The sequence below is a fragment of the Robiginitalea sp. genome (assembly GCF_982776155.1).
Map to the genome: position 1 here is coordinate 435,075 of NZ_CEXZKX010000001.1, position 17,609 is coordinate 452,683.

General features: G+C 56.8%; 15 protein-coding genes. 12 read left to right on the forward strand and 3 right to left on the reverse strand.

The features are described from left to right. Nucleotides 1-22 precede the first annotated feature (22 nt). Both AC3DKS_RS01715 and AC3DKS_RS01720 read left to right on the forward strand, forming a co-directional pair. Nucleotides 23-1,561, forward strand: coding sequence for a YifB family Mg chelatase-like AAA ATPase (locus tag AC3DKS_RS01715; protein ID WP_272607240.1), 1,539 nt, complete (start codon nt 23-25; stop codon nt 1,559-1,561). 133 nt (nt 1,562-1,694) lie between these two features. Beyond that, entirely contained in the window at nt 1,695-2,990 is a 1,296-nt protein-coding gene (locus AC3DKS_RS01720; RefSeq protein WP_272607241.1) for a serine hydrolase domain-containing protein, read from the forward strand. 235 nt (nt 2,991-3,225) lie between these two features. Here the strand turns inward: AC3DKS_RS01720 and AC3DKS_RS01725 are convergent, their stop codons facing one another. The 3 genes from AC3DKS_RS01725 to AC3DKS_RS01735 form a co-directional block, all read right to left on the reverse strand. Continuing rightward, on the reverse strand, nt 3,226-4,347 hold the full coding sequence (locus tag AC3DKS_RS01725; RefSeq protein WP_272607243.1) for a pyridoxal phosphate-dependent aminotransferase: 1,122 nt from the start codon (nt 4,345-4,347) through the stop codon (nt 3,226-3,228). 262 nt (nt 4,348-4,609) lie between these two features. Next, entirely contained in the window at nt 4,610-4,906 is a 297-nt protein-coding gene (locus AC3DKS_RS01730) for a hypothetical protein (RefSeq protein WP_272607244.1), read from the reverse strand. A gap of 17 nt (nt 4,907-4,923) precedes the next feature. Next, entirely contained in the window at nt 4,924-5,367 is a 444-nt protein-coding gene (locus tag AC3DKS_RS01735) for a hypothetical protein (RefSeq protein ID WP_015754840.1), read from the reverse strand. A 210-nt stretch (nt 5,368-5,577) separates the two neighbouring features. Between AC3DKS_RS01735 and AC3DKS_RS01740 the strand changes: the two genes are divergently transcribed. The 10 genes from AC3DKS_RS01740 to AC3DKS_RS01785 all read left to right on the forward strand — a co-directional run bounded on the left by AC3DKS_RS01740 (nt 5,578) and on the right by AC3DKS_RS01785 (nt 17,576). Next, entirely contained in the window at nt 5,578-6,768 is a 1,191-nt protein-coding gene (locus tag AC3DKS_RS01740; protein ID WP_272607245.1) for an Nramp family divalent metal transporter, read from the forward strand. A gap of 2 nt (nt 6,769-6,770) precedes the next feature. Continuing rightward, entirely contained in the window at nt 6,771-7,514 is a 744-nt protein-coding gene (pxpA, locus tag AC3DKS_RS01745) for a 5-oxoprolinase subunit PxpA (protein WP_272607246.1), read from the forward strand. Further along, entirely contained in the window at nt 7,511-8,251 is a 741-nt protein-coding gene (gene pxpB / locus AC3DKS_RS01750; RefSeq protein ID WP_272607247.1) for a 5-oxoprolinase subunit PxpB, read from the forward strand. The genes pxpA and pxpB overlap by 4 nt, the downstream gene beginning before the upstream one ends. Next, nucleotides 8,238-9,083, forward strand: coding sequence for a 5-oxoprolinase subunit C family protein (locus tag AC3DKS_RS01755; RefSeq protein WP_015754844.1), 846 nt, complete (start codon nt 8,238-8,240; stop codon nt 9,081-9,083). The genes pxpB and AC3DKS_RS01755 overlap by 14 nt, the downstream gene beginning before the upstream one ends. Nucleotides 9,084-9,317: 234 nt before the next feature. Continuing rightward, nucleotides 9,318-10,994, forward strand: a complete 1,677-nt coding sequence (gene ilvD / locus AC3DKS_RS01760) for a dihydroxy-acid dehydratase (protein WP_272607248.1) — start codon at nt 9,318-9,320, stop codon at nt 10,992-10,994. 22 nt (nt 10,995-11,016) lie between these two features. Then, entirely contained in the window at nt 11,017-12,750 is a 1,734-nt protein-coding gene (ilvB, locus tag AC3DKS_RS01765; RefSeq protein WP_015754846.1) for a biosynthetic-type acetolactate synthase large subunit, read from the forward strand. A 12-nt stretch (nt 12,751-12,762) separates the two neighbouring features. Then, complete coding sequence (ilvN, locus tag AC3DKS_RS01770; protein ID WP_015754847.1) at nt 12,763-13,290, forward strand: acetolactate synthase small subunit; 528 nt, start codon at nt 12,763-12,765, stop codon at nt 13,288-13,290. A 32-nt stretch (nt 13,291-13,322) separates the two neighbouring features. Then, nucleotides 13,323-14,798 (forward strand): ketol-acid reductoisomerase, encoded by a 1,476-nt coding sequence (gene ilvC, locus AC3DKS_RS01775; RefSeq protein ID WP_015754848.1) that lies wholly within the window; start codon nt 13,323-13,325, stop codon nt 14,796-14,798. A gap of 13 nt (nt 14,799-14,811) precedes the next feature. Continuing rightward, nucleotides 14,812-16,398, forward strand: coding sequence for an NADP-dependent glyceraldehyde-3-phosphate dehydrogenase (locus AC3DKS_RS01780; RefSeq protein WP_272607249.1), 1,587 nt, complete (start codon nt 14,812-14,814; stop codon nt 16,396-16,398). Nucleotides 16,399-16,442: 44 nt separating this feature from the next. After that, complete coding sequence (locus AC3DKS_RS01785) at nt 16,443-17,576, forward strand: MFS transporter (RefSeq protein WP_015754850.1); 1,134 nt, start codon at nt 16,443-16,445, stop codon at nt 17,574-17,576. Nucleotides 17,577-17,609: the final 33 nt, after the last annotated feature.

The window sequence follows — 17,609 nt, forward strand, 5'->3', positions numbered from 1 at the left end:
CTTTAGATTTGTCCGAAAACGGATGCTAGCAAAGGTTTACGGATGCGCCGTACTGGGTATTGATGCCCTGCCTGTCACCATAGAAGTCAATATTAACCCGGGCATCGGTTACCACCTTGTAGGCCTGCCCGACAGTGCCATCCGGGAGAGCAATTACCGGATTGCCGCAGCCCTGGGGAACCACGGTTTTCGCATCCCCGGTAAGAAAATCACCATCAACATGGCGCCGGCCGACCTCCGCAAGGAGGGATCGGCATACGACCTGCCACTTGCCATGGGAATCCTTGTAGCCTCCGGTCAGCTCCGGAAGGACGGACTGGATCGGTGCATGCTGATGGGCGAGCTTTCACTGGACGGGGAATTGCAACCTTTAAAAGGGGCGCTATCTATGGCCCTGCAGGCGAAGGAAGCGGGCTTTCGACACCTGATTGTACCGGCCGGAAACGCTCTTGAGGCAGCTGTTGTGGAAGGACTTTACGTGTTGGGGGCCCGGACCCTCTCGGATGTCATTGAACATTTTCGCGGCAGAAAACTCCTGGAACGGGTAGCGGGGAAAGACTTCCTGCCGGGGCAAATACAGGATGCAAAATTCCCGGATTTCAGGGAGATAAAGGGGCAGGAAACGGTAAAGCGCTGTATGGAAATTGCAGCGGCAGGCGGGCACAATGTGGTACTGATCGGCCCGCCGGGTTCCGGGAAAACGATGCTGGCCCGTCGCCTTCCCGGCATCCTGCCTCCCATGACCCGTGACGAGGCGCTGGAAACGACCAAAATACACAGCGTATCTGCTGTACAGCCTGCCGGCGGCCTTATCGCGGAACGCCCGTTCCGCAACCCGCATCATACCATTTCGGATGTGGCGCTCGTGGGAGGCGGGGCCTATCCGCAACCCGGCGAAATTTCCCTGGCCCATAATGGGGTACTTTTCCTGGATGAGCTACCTGAATTCAGGAGGCAGGTGCTCGAGGTCCTGCGGCAACCCCTGGAAGACCGGAACATCACCATCTCCCGTTCCCGATTCCGCATCACCTATCCGTGTAGTTTTATGCTGGTGGCGAGCATGAACCCTACTCCCGGCGGGCATTTTCCCGAGGACACGGGGGGTCACAGCGTACAGGAATCGGAAATGCGAAAATACCTGGGGCGCATATCCGGGCCGTTGTTGGATCGCATCGACCTGCACATGGAGGTGCGGCCGGTCCCGTTCCGCCAATTGTCCGATTCCCGGTGCGGGGAGAGCAGTGCAGTTATCCGCAACCGGGTGGTACGCGCCCGGGAGGTACAGGGACATCGGCTGTCCGGCACCGGGGCCTATTGCAACGCGCAAATGGACGTCCGGATGATCCGCGAACATTGCCGTTTAAAGCCCGGTCCCGGGAAGCTCCTCGCCCGGGCCATGGAACGGCTGCACCTCTCCGCCAGGGCCTACGACCGGATTTTGAAGGTAGCCCGGACCATTGCGGATTTGCAGGGGAGGCGAACCATAGGGGAATCGGAAATTGCAGAAGCCATCCAATACCGCAGCCTGGATCGTTTCGGCAGCCCGGGAAGCGAATGGTAGCCGGCCTTGATTCTGAAGAAAAGGGAAAATCCGGGATTCGGGCCGGATAAAATGTAATAATCCCCGGTTGAATGGGTTATTAACTAAGAAGAAATAATTATTTTCATCCCGAATCCCAAAGACGAATCTTCCTATGTGGCGTATCAAAATTGCGGTATTCATCACCTCCCTGATCCTGATACTCGGGGTATCCCTGGGCACTTCGGGCCCGGTAGAAGGTCGGAAAACCGGAAAGGCCGGGGAGGAATCTGCAGCCCGCCGGGAGGGATACAAGCCAAGGGAGGGATACAACCAAATGGAGGCTGTCCGATTCCGGAAAAGCCGGAAGGAAATCGCGGAGGCTGTTCGCCGTTATTTCCAGGAAGCCCTGGCCTCCGGGGATATCGTTGGGGCCGGGGTAAGTATTGTGCTGGGCGATAGCGTCCTTCTCAGCGACGGATACGGCCTCAGGAACAGCAACCACCCGGATCCGGTGGATGCGCGAACCGTCTTCAGGCTGGGTTCGCTGTCCAAGGGGTTTGCGGGCATCCTGGCCGCGAATCTAGCCGACCAACAATTGCTGTCTCCCGAAGATCCGGTAATCCGTTATATTCCGGAATTTCGATTCGGGGACGCGGGGCATACCCGGGGCGTTAACCTGGGCCACCTGCTGACCCACACTTCCGGGGCCCCTTACCACAGTTATACCAACCTGGTGGAAGCCGGTCTGGACCTGACGGAAATCGCCGGGCGCTTTGACGAGGTTTCGCCCATCGGGAAGCCCGGTTCGGTATACAGTTATCAGAATGCGCTTTTTGCCCTTTCCGGGGAGATCATGGAACGGGTTACCGGGCAGCCCCTCGGCCGGCTGCTGGAAGAACGATTTTTCAAGCCGCTCGAGATGTGTGCCACTGGCACGGACCACGAATCCCTGTTGAAAGCGGTAAATATAGCCCTTCCCCATACGAAGCGCCGGAAAGGCTGGCGCCCCCGGAAGCTGACGGACAATTACTACAACGCCATTGCGGCTGGCGGAATCAATGCCAGTGCCCTGGACATGGCCCAATGGATGCACCTGTTGTTGGGTCGTTATCCGGAAATCCTCAGTGAGGGCGCGCGGCAAATCGCATTCAATCCCCGCGTTGAAATACCAGGGCGCAGTAAATACTACCAGCGTTGGCCCGGTCATATGTCTTCCCACTACGGATTTGGCTGGCGCATTCACAAATTCAGGGAAAAGGGTTCGGGGCAGTTGCAGACGATGGTGCACCACGGAGGCAGCGTCAACGGGTTTCGCAACGAAATTGCCCTCTACCCGGAGTCGGAGCTGGGAATATGCGTCCTTTTAAACAGCCATTCCAGACTGGCGTCCCATGTGATCCCGGACCTCTACGAAATCGTGCGGGATATTCACTACCGTGCAGATGCTCACCTCGCTTTGAATAACTGAAAACATAAAAAACAACAACCAACCGATCCGGGGCCGAATGACGCCTTCTGACGTTTGCCGGCATTCCTGGTTCAGATGGCTGTTGCGATCCGTGAACGGGTTGTTTCGGGGGCGGTTACCTATGTATTTTTAACAGGGTATCCGGGGCCAAAATAAATGAAAAGGAGGAAATTTCCTACAATATTCGATGAACGGCAAACCGTACTTCTCAGGTTTCATTCCAGAATAAAGAAAATCAGCCCATTACCTTTTTCAGGGCATTGCCAAAAGCAGCTACTTCCTCCATCCGGCCCGTACTGATGCGCGCCCAATCGTAGAGCGGGGGGAAGGGCCGACCGATCAGCACCCCCTCGGACTCCATCCGGGACTGGAGCGTCCGAATATCCATGCCGCTTTTGAAAAACACAAAGTTTGTATGGGATTTTACAGCCGGCAAACCCAGGTCCTCCAGGGTGGCGTAGATGCTTTTTTTAGCCATTTCGTTCTGCTTCAGACTTTCCTTATAGAAATCGTCATCGCCCAGTGCCGCCTCGGCGGCAATCAGTGCCGGAGTGCCGGTATGGGCCATCAGCGCCTCGCGCAGCCGGCTGGCAATATCGGGCCGGGCCACCAGGTAGCCGATGCGAAAGCCGGCAAGCCCGTACACTTTGGAAAAAGTACGGGAAACGATCACGTTCCTGCCTTCACGCACGAGTTCTACCATGGAGGGATAGTCGGGTTCTGTAATATAGTCAAAGTAGGCCTCGTCGCTGAAAACTACCGCCCTGCTATCCACTGAAGTACAAAAATCGCGCAATGTATTCCCATCCAGGATGGTCCCGGACGGGTTGTTGGGGTTGCATAGGAAAATCAACCGGGTTTTGGAGGTTACGCGCCGCTCCATGGCGTCCAGGTCGTGTACCAGCTTGTCGTCCAGGGGTACCCGGTGTACGTAGGCCCCGAAGAGTTCCGCATACCGAAGCAGGGCCTGGAAAGTAGGGTCTGCCGCGATTATTTCCCCATTGTTCAGTCCGTAGACCAGTCCGGCGGCCTTCAGGCCTTCTGTGGATCCCCCCGTCAGGACCACACAGGATTCCGGGACTTCTTCCCGGGCGGCAATGGCAGACACCAGCGGCCCCATGTAGGAATACGGGTAGCGACAGCCCAGGTCCATCCGCTCGCTGAGGGCACGACGAACGCGCTCCGAGGGGCCGAGCGGATTTTCGTTGGAACTCAGGCGGATCGGGCCCCTGGCTGAGATTGCCGGATTTTCCGTGCGGCTTGCGCCATGAACCAGTTGCGGGGCGCCCCCCAGGAGCGCGAACCCCCCGCCCAGGGCCACCGTCCGGAGCCAGTTTCTTCTGTCAGTTGTTGTCATAATTTAAAATTGTGGAATAACCAGGTTGATATTTCCTCCTTAAGATACGAAATATTGGGGGCAGCCACAGCGATTTCGACTTGGATGCAGCTGGGTTTTCGCGCTGGCAGCCGCAGCGATTTCGATTTGGATGCAGCTACAAATTAATGCGGGGGGGGCGGGGGAAAGTACATGCCGCTGTTTACCCAGCGGGCATAAAAAAACCCGGGGATTCCTGAAATAAGGAACTCCCGGGAGTATGGCGCGGATTAAAAATTACGCGTTAGAGCCTGAATATGGTATTGCTGAAGAGGATGGCGACCATCAGGACCACCATGGCCAGGTTCACCGTGATAGCGATTACTTTCTTTTCGGTCAGGGGCTCATGCATGCCTTTAACGATGTAAAACGTCCCCATAATCCCCAGGCACCCGGAAAGGACAATCGGGAACCCGAACAGATAGCGGGAGACAGCCGGATGGATATTGATCATGATGGCCAGGGCTGCAAAAGTCAGCAGGATCAGGATCAGTTTGCTCATCCGGTAAGAGCGTTCTGTAAATTTGATTTTGGCATCCATAAGCATTGTTTTAAAGGTTAAACAACTTTGATGTTGCTTCTCAATCCTTCGATTATGCCCTCGATATTCACCAGGGTTTCCTGCAGGTATTTATGCACCAGGAAATCCGGGATGCGAATCGTTGTAAATCCGTTTTTGAAGGAATGCATGGTTTCTTCCAGGTCGTTCATGGCCTGGTCGTGGGTCATCGCCCCGTGACCCGTGTCGATTTCTATATTGAGCTTCACCCGGGATACGGCCAGGTGGACGGTTTTCTTTCCGTCCCACCAGGCGAGCATCGCCCGGATACCCATCTTTTTGAGGCCGTAATACAATTGTATGGCTTCGACGGGTACTTCGTGTGTCCGCATGAGTTTCACCATCCGGTTCCTGTGTGCGGGGCACAGTTCCAGGTTTAACAACTCCAGGGCCTCGCGGTGATCCAGGTAGCTGAGTTCTTTTTGACATTCCAGGCAAGTCATATGCACAGGTTAGATTAGTAAGTTTCGGGATAGTAATAACCGGACCCGGGCCTGTTTATTATATCGATTCGACGTATGACACCCCACTTTTAGACGAACGGCAACTTTTCCGATGAAATGCACCATTTCCGACAGGGGGCCGTGGCGGGTTCCGGGCTTTCCTCCTTCAGGGAATCCCGTATATTTACCCGGATACCAATATGCACGTATATGTTTAAAAAGACCGGCCCGGGAATGCTTATTGCCGCGGCCTTTATCGGCCCGGGAACCGTTACCACCTGCCTGAGGGCAGGGGTGGAGATGGGGTATGCACTTTTGTGGGCGCTGCTGTTGTCCGTGGTTGCCACCATTGTCCTGCAGGAAATGGCCGGAAGGCTTGGGCTGGTCACGAGGCGCGGGTTGCCGTCCCTTATACGGAAACGGGTAACCCTTTCCTGGCTCCGGATCCTGATGGTGGGACTGATACTCGTTGCCATCGTAGCGGGGAACGCAGCCTATGAAGCGGGGAATATAGCGGGCGGCGTCCTGGGCCTGGAGGCGCTCCTGGGTTCCGGTGCCTTTGGCGTCTATCCCTGGCTATGCGGTTCCCTGGCATTTATCCTCCTCTGGCTGGGGTCCTACAAAGCGCTGGAACGCGTTTTCACAGGGCTGGTACTACTTATGAGCCTCTCCTTTTTGATAACGGCATTCCTGGTGCAACCCGATATCCCGGCACTGTTCCGCGGGCTGGTGGCGCCCAACCTGGACGGGGATTCCATATTTACGGTCCTGGCGCTGATCGGCACCACGGTGGTACCCTACAACCTGTTCCTCTATACGGCCCTTGTAACGGAAAAATGGGAAAACTCGGGGGCTGTCCAAAGCATGCGGCGGGATATATTCTGGTCGGTGGCCATTGGCGGCGTGGTATCCATGTCTATTGTAGTGACTGCGGCCGGATCCGGGATGGGGGTTGTGGCGGACGTCCTTGACCTGGCCGCGGCCCTGGAACCCATTTATGGAAAGGCTGCCCGGTTCGGGTTGGGGGTAGGGCTATTTGCAGCCGGGATTAGTTCGGCCATCACGGCCCCGTTGGCGGCGGCCTATGTTTCCCGCCAAACCTTTGACTGGCCTGCGGACAGGAAGGATTGGCGATTCCGGTCCGTATGGGTTGGGGTACTGATCATCGGGGTGTTATCCCTGTCGCTGGAATATCGCCCCCTGGAAATTATCTATGTAGCCCAGATTGCCAATGCCATTGTACTGCCGGTTATTGCAGCCTTCCTCTGGTGGATGATCCGCAGTCGCCAACTCATGGGGGACCAGCGGAATACCGTAGCCAGGGACCTCGTGGCCCTGGTGATAATCGGCATAGTTACCCTGCTGGCGGCCAAAACCATTTATTCCATTTTAATCGAATGACCATGCCAAATTTCGAGATCGATTTAAACTGCGACGTAGGAGAGGGGGTGGGGAACGAGCAGGAGTTGTTTCCCCATATCAGCTCCTGCAATATCGCCTGCGGGGGACATGCCGGCAACCGGGAATCCATGAAAGAAATTGTCACCCTGGCCGGAAAAGCAGGGGTTCGGGCCGGCGCCCACCCTTCGTATCCCGACCGGGAGAACTTTGGGAGGAAACACATGCAACTTACAGCCCGGGAACTGGAAGAATCGCTCCTGGAACAACTACAGCTGCTGGATGAGGTGGCGGCGGCCGCCGGCGTGCCTTTGCATCATATCAAGGCACATGGAGCCCTCTATAACGACCTGGCGGCAAACCCGGCACTGGCCCGGGAGTACCTCCGGATCCTCACCCCGTACCGGGAGAGCCGGGTATTGTTCGTACCTGCAGGTTCCGACCTGATGCGCCGCGCATTATCCCTGGGCTACCGGGTCTGGGGCGAAGCGTTCGCGGACCGGGCGTACAACGCCGACGGAAGTTTGGTTGCCCGATCCGAGCCGGGAGCCGTTCTGACCGAACCCCCCCGGGTATTCCGGCAGGTTCGGGACCTGGTTTTGCGCGGCCGGGCCACCACTCCGGAGGGCCGGGAGATTAAGCTGTCACCGGATACCATTTGCATCCACGGGGATACGCCCGGCGCATTGGAAATATTAATGTATCTTTCTCTCGAATTACCCAAAGAATCAATCCGACTGCTATCGTGAAACCCCCACCTTTCCGGATCAAGGCATACGGCCCGGAAGCTGTCCTGCTCGAGTGGCCGGAGGCTGTTAGTGAGGATATCCTTACAGACGTCCTCGGGTTTGCAGATTACCTCCGGGAACACTGCCTGAAGGAGGCCGCTTGGGAATTGGTTCCGATTTACCACAGCCTGTTGCTTTTCAAAGGATCCAAAATAGACCTGGAACCTTTCAGCAGGTCTTTAAAGAAATGGTTTGAACAGTATCCCGGGCCCTCCCAAAGGACCGTGCAGGATTGGGTGCTGCCCGTGTGCTACGACCCGGAATTTGGCCCGGATCTCGAAGATGTGGCGGAACGACTTGAAATTGACACAGAAGAAGTTATCCGACGCCATTGTGCGCAGGCGTACCGGGTGTACGGAATAGGCTTCCTTCCCGGATTCCTGTACCTGGGCGGTGTGCCGGCCAACCTGGAGGTGCCCAGGAAGGAGAACCCCAGGCTCAAGGTAGCCAGGGGGTCGGTGGGGCTGGCCTCCCAGCAAACGGGGATCTACCCCCAGGAGTCACCGGGCGGCTGGAACCTGATCGGGCGTTGTCCGATCCCACTTTTCGACCCGACCCGCCAACCCCCATGCTTTATCGCCCAGGGAGATACCGTGCGTTTCCGGCCGGTTAGCGAGGCGGAGTTCAACCTCCACCGAATCGAAGCAGAGGTGGGGGTTTATGATTTTAAAAAGAAATACGGGCATGCTAAAGGTTAAAAAGGCGGGATTTTACACTTCCGTCCAGGATCGCGGCCGATTCGGATACCGCCACCAGGGCGTACCGGTATCCGGAGCCTGTGACCTCATCGCTGCAGGCAGGGCGAATTCTCTCCTGGAAAACGACCCGGATGCCGCCTTGCTGGAAATCACCATGCAAGGCCCCGAATTGGTGTTTAATGAACCCACCTATATTGCGCTTAGCGGGGCCGATATGGAAGTGACTCTCGACGGGGAAGTACTGGCCATGGAACAGGTCCACCGGGTAGGGGGGGGCAGTGAACTCCGTTGCAGCCGTACGCGAAACGGATTCCGGACGTACCTGGGAATCAAAGGGGGGCTGCTGACCGAATCGGTCCTCGGCAGCCGGTCGTATTATCCGCCGGTAACCAGGCACCGGAAATTGTCTGCCCTGATGGAACTGCCCTATGAGCCTACGGAGGCATTCGAACCAAAACTCCTGAAACTGAGCCCTTCTGAATTCTGGAAGGAGGAAAAACTGGAGGCGTTTCCGGGGCCGGAATACGACCTGCTCAGCCAGAAACAACGGGAAATGCTATTTTCCACGCGTTTTACCCTGGGCAAGGAACACGACCGGATGGCCTGCCAACTGCAGGAACACCTTCCCGGACATTTGATCCGGATGATTACTTCAGCCACCCTGCCCGGGACCGTCCAACTGACCCCTGCAGGCCGCCTGATCATCCTGCTTCGAGACGGGCAAACCACCGGAGGGTATCCCCGGGTCCTGCAACTCGCATCCCGGTCCGTTTCCGTCCTGGCCCAGAAACATTCGGCAGACCGCGTGCGTTTTGTAAGCGCCGGGAATTAGGCCACCCCCCCTGGTCTACCCGCTGCAGACAATGGCCTGGGACGCTGGAATACCTCCCCGAGGGCAGCGTTGAATATGGTAATTTTTGCATGCTAACTCCCTGAAAAACAGTAATTTTTAACATTTAGGCTCAAAATGAGCCTGTAGCTCCGCGCCTGCTTGCCTTCCCCGGAGTTGTCAAAGCCATATCTTTGATTTTGGCAAAAAAACGACCCGGACAAAACCAGCGGAAGAATGAACCTGAACAAATACAGTAAAAACGTCACACAGGACCCCACCCAACCGGCAGCGCAGGCCATGCTTTATGCCATTGGCCTGACCGAGGAGGACCTTGAAAAACCCCTGATCGGGATTGCCAGCACCGGGTATGAAGGCAACCCGTGCAACATGCACCTGAACGATCTGGCGCTGCACGTGAAGGAAGGCGTGAACCGCTCCGATCTGGTAGGGCTGATTTTCAATACGATCGGGGTGAGTGACGGGATATCCATGGGAACCTACGGGATGCGTTATTCCCTCCCTTCCCGGGATATTATTGCCGATTCCATGGAGACCGTGGTCCAGGCGATGAACTACGACGGCCTGGTAACTGTAGTGGGCTGTGACAAGAACATGCCCGGGGCACTGATGGCGATGATCCGCCTGAACCGCCCCTCCGTAATGGTTTACGGGGGAACCATTGCATCCGGTTGCCTGAACAACCGGAAACTCGATGTGGTATCGGCTTTTGAGGCCTGGGGCCAGAAAGTGGCCGGGAATATGCAGGAGGAGGAATACAAACAAGTAATCCAGAACGCCTGCCCGGGAGCTGGTGCCTGTGGCGGGATGTATACGGCCAACACGATGGCATCGGCTATCGAAGCCCTGGGGATGGCCCTGCCTTACAACTCTTCGAACCCAGCCACCGGTTCGGAAAAGCAGGAAGATTGCACCCGCGCCGGCCAGGCGGTGCGCACCTTGCTCGAAAAAGATATCAAGCCGCTCGACATTATTACAAAAAAGTCCCTGGAGAATGCCATCCGCCTCGTAGTGGTGATGGGGGGGTCCACGAATGCCGTCCTGCACTTCCTGGCCATTGCCAAGGCAGCGCGCGTACCGTTTACCCTGGACGATTTCCAGCGGATCAGTGACGAAACGCCCTTTTTGGCAGACCTGAAGCCCAGCGGCAAATACCTGATGGAAGATGTCCACCGGGTGGGCGGCGTGCCTGCCGTCCTTAAATTCCTGCTCGCTGAAGGCATGCTCCACGGGGATTGCCTGACAGTTACGGGAAAAACCCTTGCCGAGAACCTGGAGGATGTCCCGGATCTGGAAGCCGGTCAGGAGGTTATCCGGCCCCTTTCCGACCCGATCAAGAAAACCGGGCACCTGCGTATCCTGTACGGGAACCTCGCACCCACAGGTTCGGTTGCCAAAATCACCGGGAAGGAGGGACTCCGGTTCCAGGGACCCGCCCGCGTATTTGAGGACGAATTTGAAGCAAACCGGGGCATAGGCGAAGGCAAAGTTTCCCGGGGGGATGTGGTAGTCATCCGGTACGAAGGTCCCCAGGGTGGGCCTGGTATGCCCGAAATGCTCAAGCCCACCAGTGCCATCATGGGGGCCGGCCTGGGCAAGGATGTGGCCCTGATCACCGATGGCCGCTTTTCGGGTGGTACCCACGGATTTGTAGTGGGGCATGTAACACCCGAAGCACAGGCCGGAGGCCCGATTGCCCTGCTCCGGGACGGGGACATCATCACCATCGACGCCGAAGCCAATACGCTTTCGGTAGACCTGAGCGACGAGGAGCTCAACCGGCGGCGGGCAGCCTGGAAGGCCCCTGAACTAAAGGTGAAGCGGGGCAGCCTGTACAAATATGCCAAAACGGTTTCATCGGCCTCTGAAGGCTGTGTTACCGATGAAATTTGATAAACTTAATCCTGATGCAGGTATGGAACCAGTAAAGGAAATGCAAAAGAAACAAGACGAAAAGAAGGCCATGCGCATCAGCGGTGCGGAGGCCATCATCCATTGCCTGCTCGAAGAGGGTGCCGACCTGATTTACGGCTACCCGGGCGGGGCAATAATGCCGGTTTACGACGAATTGTATAAATTCCAGGACCGGCTCCACCATGTCCTCACACGCCACGAACAGGGGGCAATACACGCTGCCCAGGGATTTGCCCGGGTAAGCGGGAAAGTGGGAGTTGCCATGGCTACGTCGGGACCCGGGGCCACGAACCTGGTAACCGGGTTGGCGGATGCGCAGATCGACTCCACGCCGCTGGTTTGTATAACCGGGCAGGTTCCGCGCCATCTGCTGGGTTCGGATGCCTTTCAGGAAACGGACATCATCGGCATTTCCACCCCGGTTACCAAATGGAATTACCAGGTCACCCGGGCCGAAGAAATCCCCGAAATTATAGCCAAGGCGTTTTATATTGCCCGAAGCGGCCGGCCGGGGCCCGTATTGGTGGATATTACCAAGAACGCCCAGTTCGACAGCCTGGACTTCAGCTATACACCCTGTAAAGGGGTTCGCAGCTACAACCCGGTGCCCAAGGCAGACCCGGAAGCCTTGCAGCGGGCTGCAGACCTAATCAACAAAGCCAAACGCCCATATATCGTCTTTGGACAGGGGGTTATCCTGGGTTCTGCTGAAGCGGAATTACAGGAATTTGTCGAAAAGACGGGCATCCCTGCCGCCTGGACCATCCTGGGGCTATCCGCAATGGATTCCGACCACCCGCTGAATGTGGGCATGGTGGGCATGCACGGGAATTACGGCCCGAACGTCCTGACGAACGAATGCGACGTACTGGTGGCCATCGGCATGCGATTTGACGACCGGGTTACGGGAAGCCTGGACACCTACGCGAAACAGGCCAAGGTCATCCACCTGGAGATCGACCCGGCGGAGGTGGGGAAAAATGTGAAAGCGGACGTGGCGGTCCTGGGGGATGCCCGGGAATCGCTCCGGCAGCTCCTGCCCCTGGTGGAAAAAAGGAAGCACGACCAGTGGCTCTCGGAATTCCACGCCCGAGACAAAGAGGAATTCGAGGCGGTGATCAAAAACGACCTGCACCCGACCAAGGAAGGCCTGACGATGGGGGAGGTGATTGCCCGTATCAATGAAGAGTCCGGCCACAAGGCCGTGATCGTCACGGATGTGGGGCAGCACCAGATGGTCGCCTGCCGATACGCAAAGTTCCGGCAAAGTAAAAGCAGCATTACCTCAGGCGGCCTCGGCACCATGGGGTTTGCGCTCCCCGCGGCCATCGGCGCCAAAATGGGGGCCATGGACCGCGAAGTGGTGGCCGTCATCGGGGATGGGGGATACCAGATGACCATCCAGGAACTCGGGACCATTTTCCAGACAAAGGCGCCTGTGAAGATTGTGGTCCTGAACAACGATTTCCTCGGGATGGTTCGCCAGTGGCAGGAATTGTTTTTTGACAGGCGCTATGCCTCCACCGTAATGACCAACCCGGATTTTGTCAAAATAGCGGAGGGCTACCACATCCGTTCCCGCCGGGTGGAGAACCGGGCGGAACTGGCGGAAGCCGTAGCCGAAATGATGGCGAGCGAGGAAGCCTATTTCCTCGAGGTCCGCGTGGAGAAAGAAGATAACGTCTTCCCGATGATCCCATCGGGGGCATCGGTTTCCGATATCCGGTTAAAATAAGCAATGAACACTATGGACAATCAATGGTTCACCATCTCGGTTTATTCCGAGAACCACGTAGGCCTGTTGAACAGGATCTCGGGGATATTTTTAAAAAGGCACATTAACATAGAAAGCCTCAATGTTTCCAAATCAGAAATAGAAGGCATTTCAAAATTTACTATTGTCGTTCACACGACGGAGAACTGGACGCGGCATATCGTGGCCCAGATCGAGAAGCAGATTGAAGTGATCAAGGCATTCTACCACACGGATGAGGAAACCATCTACCAGGAATCCGCCCTCTTTAAAATCGCTTCCCACCTGTTGTTCGATGAACGGCAGATCCAGAATATCATCAAAGACAGCCACGCCCAGATCGTCACCGTGAGCCGGGACTATTTTGTACTGGCCAAAACGGGCAGGCGAAGTGAAATCGACCAGATGCACGACGACCTGGAGCCGTTCGGCATTATGCAATTTGTGCGGTCCGGCAGGATTACCGTTACCAAGGCCGAAATGCCGATTACCGCCTTGCTGGCAAATTTCCAACAATCCTAAACAGAATTTAATATCTACCAGAACACACCATTATGACGAATTATTTCAATACGCTTTCACTCAGGGAACAACTGCAACAATTGGGTAAATGCCGTTTTATGGATCCTTCGGAATTTTCTGAAGGGGTGGCAGCGCTGAAGGGCGCAAAAATCGTCATCGTCGGCTGCGGGGCACAGGGCCTCAACCAGGGCCTGAACATGCGGGATTCCGGCCTGGATATATCCTACGCGCTCCGGGAGGCGGCGATTCAAGAAAAACGGACGTCTTTCCAGAATGCCACCGAAAACGGTTTTCCCGTAGGGACCTACGAGGAATTGATTCCCACGGCCGACCTGGTGATCAACCTGACCCCGGACAAACAGCATACCAATGTGATCAACTCGGTAATGCCCCATATGAAAAAAGGCGCTACGCTCTCCTATTCGCACGGGTTTAATATTGTGGAAGAAGGGATGCAGATCCGGGAAGACCTCACCGTGATCATGGTTGCCCCAAAAAGCCCGGGCTCGGAAGTCCGGGAGGAATACAAGCGGGGCTTCGGGGTGCCGACGCTCATTGCCGTCCACCCGGAAAACGACCCGGAAGGCAAAGGGCTGGCCCAGGCCAAGGCCTATGCGGCTGCTACCGGGGGCCACAAAGCCGGCGTGCTGGAATCCTCCTTCGTCGCAGAGGTGAAATCCGACCTCATGGGGGAACAGACCATCCTCTGCGGGCTCCTGCAGACGGGCAGCATCCTGTGTTTTGACAAGATGGTGGAAGGCGGGGTGGACCCGGGATACGCTTCCAAACTGATCCAGTACGGGTGGGAAACCATAACGGAAGGCCTGAAATACGGGGGGATTACCAATATGATGGACCGGCTTTCCAATCCGGCCAAGATCCGCGCATTTGAACTTTCCGAGGAGCTCAAGGAGATTATGCGCCCGCTGTTCCGCAAGCACATGGACGATATTATGAGCGGCCATTTTTCAAAGACGATGATGGAAGACTGGGCGAATGACGACAAAAACCTGCTCACCTGGCGAGCCGCCACCGGGGAGACGAATTTTGAGAAAACCCCCGCGGGTTCCGACAAGATCAGCGAACAGGAATACTACGACAAAGGGGTGCTGATGGTAGCCATGGTCCGGGCAGGCGTGGAACTCGCCTACGAATCGATGACGGAATCCGGCATCATCGGGGAATCCGCCTACTACGAATCCCTGCACGAAACCCCCCTGATCGCCAATACGATTGCCCGGAAGAAACTCTTTGAAATGAATCGCGTCATTTCCGATACGGCGGAATACGGATGCTACCTGTTCGACCATGCCTGCAAACCCCTGTTGAAGGACTTTATGGCAAAAATTGACACGGATGTTATCGGGAACTCCTTTGGGGAAGGACAGGACAACGGGGTGGACAATGCGAAACTGATTGCCGTCAACAAGGCGCTTCGCACCCATCCGGTAGAAATTGTCGGGGCGCGGCTCCGGGCCTCGATGACCGCAATGAAACCCATCGTTTAAGCCTTTTAACCAGATGACAACCCTACCGATTCCAGAAGCATACAAGTTGGAGGAGCCCATTGCGCAGCGCACGTACCTGGTGGGCGGCGAACTCCTGAATTGGGATGGCCCGGTTACCGAAGTGTATTCCACCATTTCAGGGCCAGGCCAGTACAAGCCGACCCATTTGGGGAGTATCCCGGACATGGGCGAAAAGGAGGCACTGGAGGCCCTGGATGCGGCCATGGGCGCCTATGCGCGCGGCCAGGGGGCCTGGCCCACGATGAAAGTCCGCGACCGGATCGAATGCATGGAGAAATTTGTCCGGCAGATGGAAGGCAAGCGGGAACGCATCGTGCAGCTCCTTATGTGGGAGATCGGGAAGTCCCTGCCGGATTCCGAAAAGGAGTTCGACCGGACGGTGGAATACATCTATGACACCATTGAGGAATACCGGGAACTCGACAGGAATTCCGCCAAGTTCGACAAGCACCAGGGGGTCTATGCACATATCCGCAGGGGCCCCCTGGGGGTGGTCCTGTGCCTGGGGCCCTATAATTACCCGCTGAATGAAACATTCGCCTTGCTGATCCCTGCGATCATTATGGGGAACACGACCATTTTCAAGCCCGCCAAGCACGGGGTACTCCTGATTACGCCCCTTTTGGAGGCATTCCAGAACAGCTTCCCCCGGGGGGTGGTAAACATCCTCTTTGGGCGGGGACGGGCAGTGGCCGCCCCGATCATGCAAACCGGGAAGGTAGACGTACTGGCCCTTATCGGCAACAGCAAATCCGCCAATGCGCTGCAGGAACAGCACCCCAAGAGCAACCGGCTCCGGCTGGTCCTGGGGCTGGAAGCCAAGAACCCGGCCATCGTGCTGCCGGACGCCGACCTGGACCTGAGTATCCAGGAGTGCCTGGCCGGAACGCTCTCTTTTAACGGGCAGCGGTGTACCGCCCTCAAAGTGGTGTACGTTCATGAAGACATCCGGGAGGAATTCCTCGAGCGGTTCGCATCGGCGGTGGACGCATTGCCCTTTGGAAACCCCTGGGACCCGGGCGTAAAACTGACCCCGTTGCCGGAACCCGGGAAACCGGATTATATCCGGGAACTCATTGACGATGCCCTGGAAAAGGGAGCCCGGATCCTGAATGAAAAGGGAGGGGAACAAACGGACAACTACATCTGGCCCGCGGTGCTCTACCCGGTTACCCGGGATATGCGGGTGTATCGGGAGGAACAATTCGGGCCCGTTATCCCGGTCCTTTCTTTCCGGGAAATCGAGGAACCCCTGGACGATATGGCCGAAAGCAATTACGGGCAACAGGTGAGCCTCTTTGGCAAGGACGTGTATACGCTGGCGCCCCTGATCGATACGCTAGCCAACCTGGTTTGCCGGGTCAATTTGAACAGTTCCTGCCAGCGGGGCCCGGACGTATACCCGTTTACGGGCCGGAAGGATTCCGCCCAGTCCACGCTCAGCGTCCACGACGCCCTGCGTTCCTTTTCCATCCGGACGTTTGTCGCCTTCAAGGATAACCCGATCAACGTGGAAACCGTGGAACAATTGCTGGACACCAAGGCCTCGAACTTCATCAGCACGGATTATATCTTATAGCCATAGCCGCCGGGAAACATACCAAGGCCTATATTGCCCTCGCCATGGGGGCATTTGGCATTGCGTTGACGGAATTCGTCATCATGGGGATACTCCCCGAAGTGGCCCGTTCCCTGGAGGTGACCATCCCGGAGGCCGGACACTTTATTTCCGCCTATGCCCTGGGTGTGGTCCTGGGCGCCCCGTTGCTGACGGGCCTGATAGCGCGCTGGCCTTCGCGGAAGTCCCTGGTGGTCCTGATGCTCTGGTTCACCGTTTTCAATACGCTTTCCGCATTTGCCGAGGGCTATTGGTCCATGATGGTGGTCCGGTTCCTGTCGGGTTTGCCGCACGGTGCATTCTTTGGGATCGGAGCAGTGATTGCCGCCCGTCTCGCGCCGGAAGGGAAAGGGGCCCAGGCCATTGCCAAGATGTTCGCGGGGTTTACCATCGCCAACGTTGTGGGGGTCCCGCTGGGGACGTTTATCGGGAATTCCTTCCACTGGAGCTTTTCCTTCTTATTGGTTGGGGTAGTGGGGGTGCTGACCGTGGTGAGCCTCTACAACTGGATGCCTTCCCTGTCGGTTCCCCGGGAAAAAGATGAACTGCCCGTGTCGCCCATGAAGAACGGGAAGCTTTGGGCCTTGCTGGCCCTGACCGCCATCGGTACCGGCGGGTTCTTTGCCTGGTATAGCTATATCGCCCCCTTGCTGTTGGACGTCTCGGGACATTCCGAGACCACGGTAAGCTATGCAATGGTCCTGGCCGGGACCGGCATGGTGGCGGGTAATTTTATCGGGGCGCGGATGGAGGAACGGCTCGGGGCCCTCCGGGCGATTTTTGCAGGGTTATCCGGAATGTCCCTGATGCTCGTATTGAATTCCTTCCTGGCACCTTTTCCCGTCTGGGTGCTGATCATGTGCTTTGTAGTCGGGCTGGTAACCTTTACGCTGGCGGCCCCTATCCAGATAGCGATTATCCAGGCCTCCTACGGGTCGGAGATGCTCGCTTCGGCCATGAACCAAAGCGCCTTTAACATCGCCAACGCTATCGGGGCCTACCTGGCCGGATTGCCCATCGCTTTCGGTTATGGCGTGATTGCCGCAGGGCAGGTGGGGGCAGGACTCGCCGCCCTGGGGGCATTGATTGCGCTGGGGATCTACACGTATACGCGCTGGAGGCACCGGCGCGGGAGGTAACTGATTAAACAAGTTAAACAAGGGATTCTTATC

Coding starts and splice junctions, on each gene's coding strand:
- AC3DKS_RS01720 (WP_272607241.1), top strand. CDS start 1,695: ATGTGGCGTATCAAAATTGCGGTATTCATCACCTCCCTGATCCTGATA.
- pxpA (WP_272607246.1), top strand. CDS start 6,771: ATGCCAAATTTCGAGATCGATTTAAACTGCGACGTAGGAGAGGGGGTG.
- ilvC (WP_015754848.1), top strand. CDS start 13,323: ATGACGAATTATTTCAATACGCTTTCACTCAGGGAACAACTGCAACAA.
- AC3DKS_RS01755 (WP_015754844.1), top strand. CDS start 8,238: ATGCTAAAGGTTAAAAAGGCGGGATTTTACACTTCCGTCCAGGATCGC.
- AC3DKS_RS01740 (WP_272607245.1), top strand. CDS start 5,578: ATGTTTAAAAAGACCGGCCCGGGAATGCTTATTGCCGCGGCCTTTATC.
- AC3DKS_RS01735 (WP_015754840.1), bottom strand. CDS start 5,367: ATGACTTGCCTGGAATGTCAAAAAGAACTCAGCTACCTGGATCACCGC.
- ilvB (WP_015754846.1), top strand. CDS start 11,017: ATGGAACCAGTAAAGGAAATGCAAAAGAAACAAGACGAAAAGAAGGCC.
- AC3DKS_RS01785 (WP_015754850.1), top strand. CDS start 16,443: ATGGGGGCATTTGGCATTGCGTTGACGGAATTCGTCATCATGGGGATA.
- ilvD (WP_272607248.1), top strand. CDS start 9,318: ATGAACCTGAACAAATACAGTAAAAACGTCACACAGGACCCCACCCAA.
- ilvN (WP_015754847.1), top strand. CDS start 12,763: ATGGACAATCAATGGTTCACCATCTCGGTTTATTCCGAGAACCACGTA.
- AC3DKS_RS01730 (WP_272607244.1), bottom strand. CDS start 4,906: ATGGATGCCAAAATCAAATTTACAGAACGCTCTTACCGGATGAGCAAA.
- AC3DKS_RS01780 (WP_272607249.1), top strand. CDS start 14,812: ATGACAACCCTACCGATTCCAGAAGCATACAAGTTGGAGGAGCCCATT.
- AC3DKS_RS01725 (WP_272607243.1), bottom strand. CDS start 4,347: ATGACAACAACTGACAGAAGAAACTGGCTCCGGACGGTGGCCCTGGGC.
- AC3DKS_RS01715 (WP_272607240.1), top strand. CDS start 23: ATGCTAGCAAAGGTTTACGGATGCGCCGTACTGGGTATTGATGCCCTG.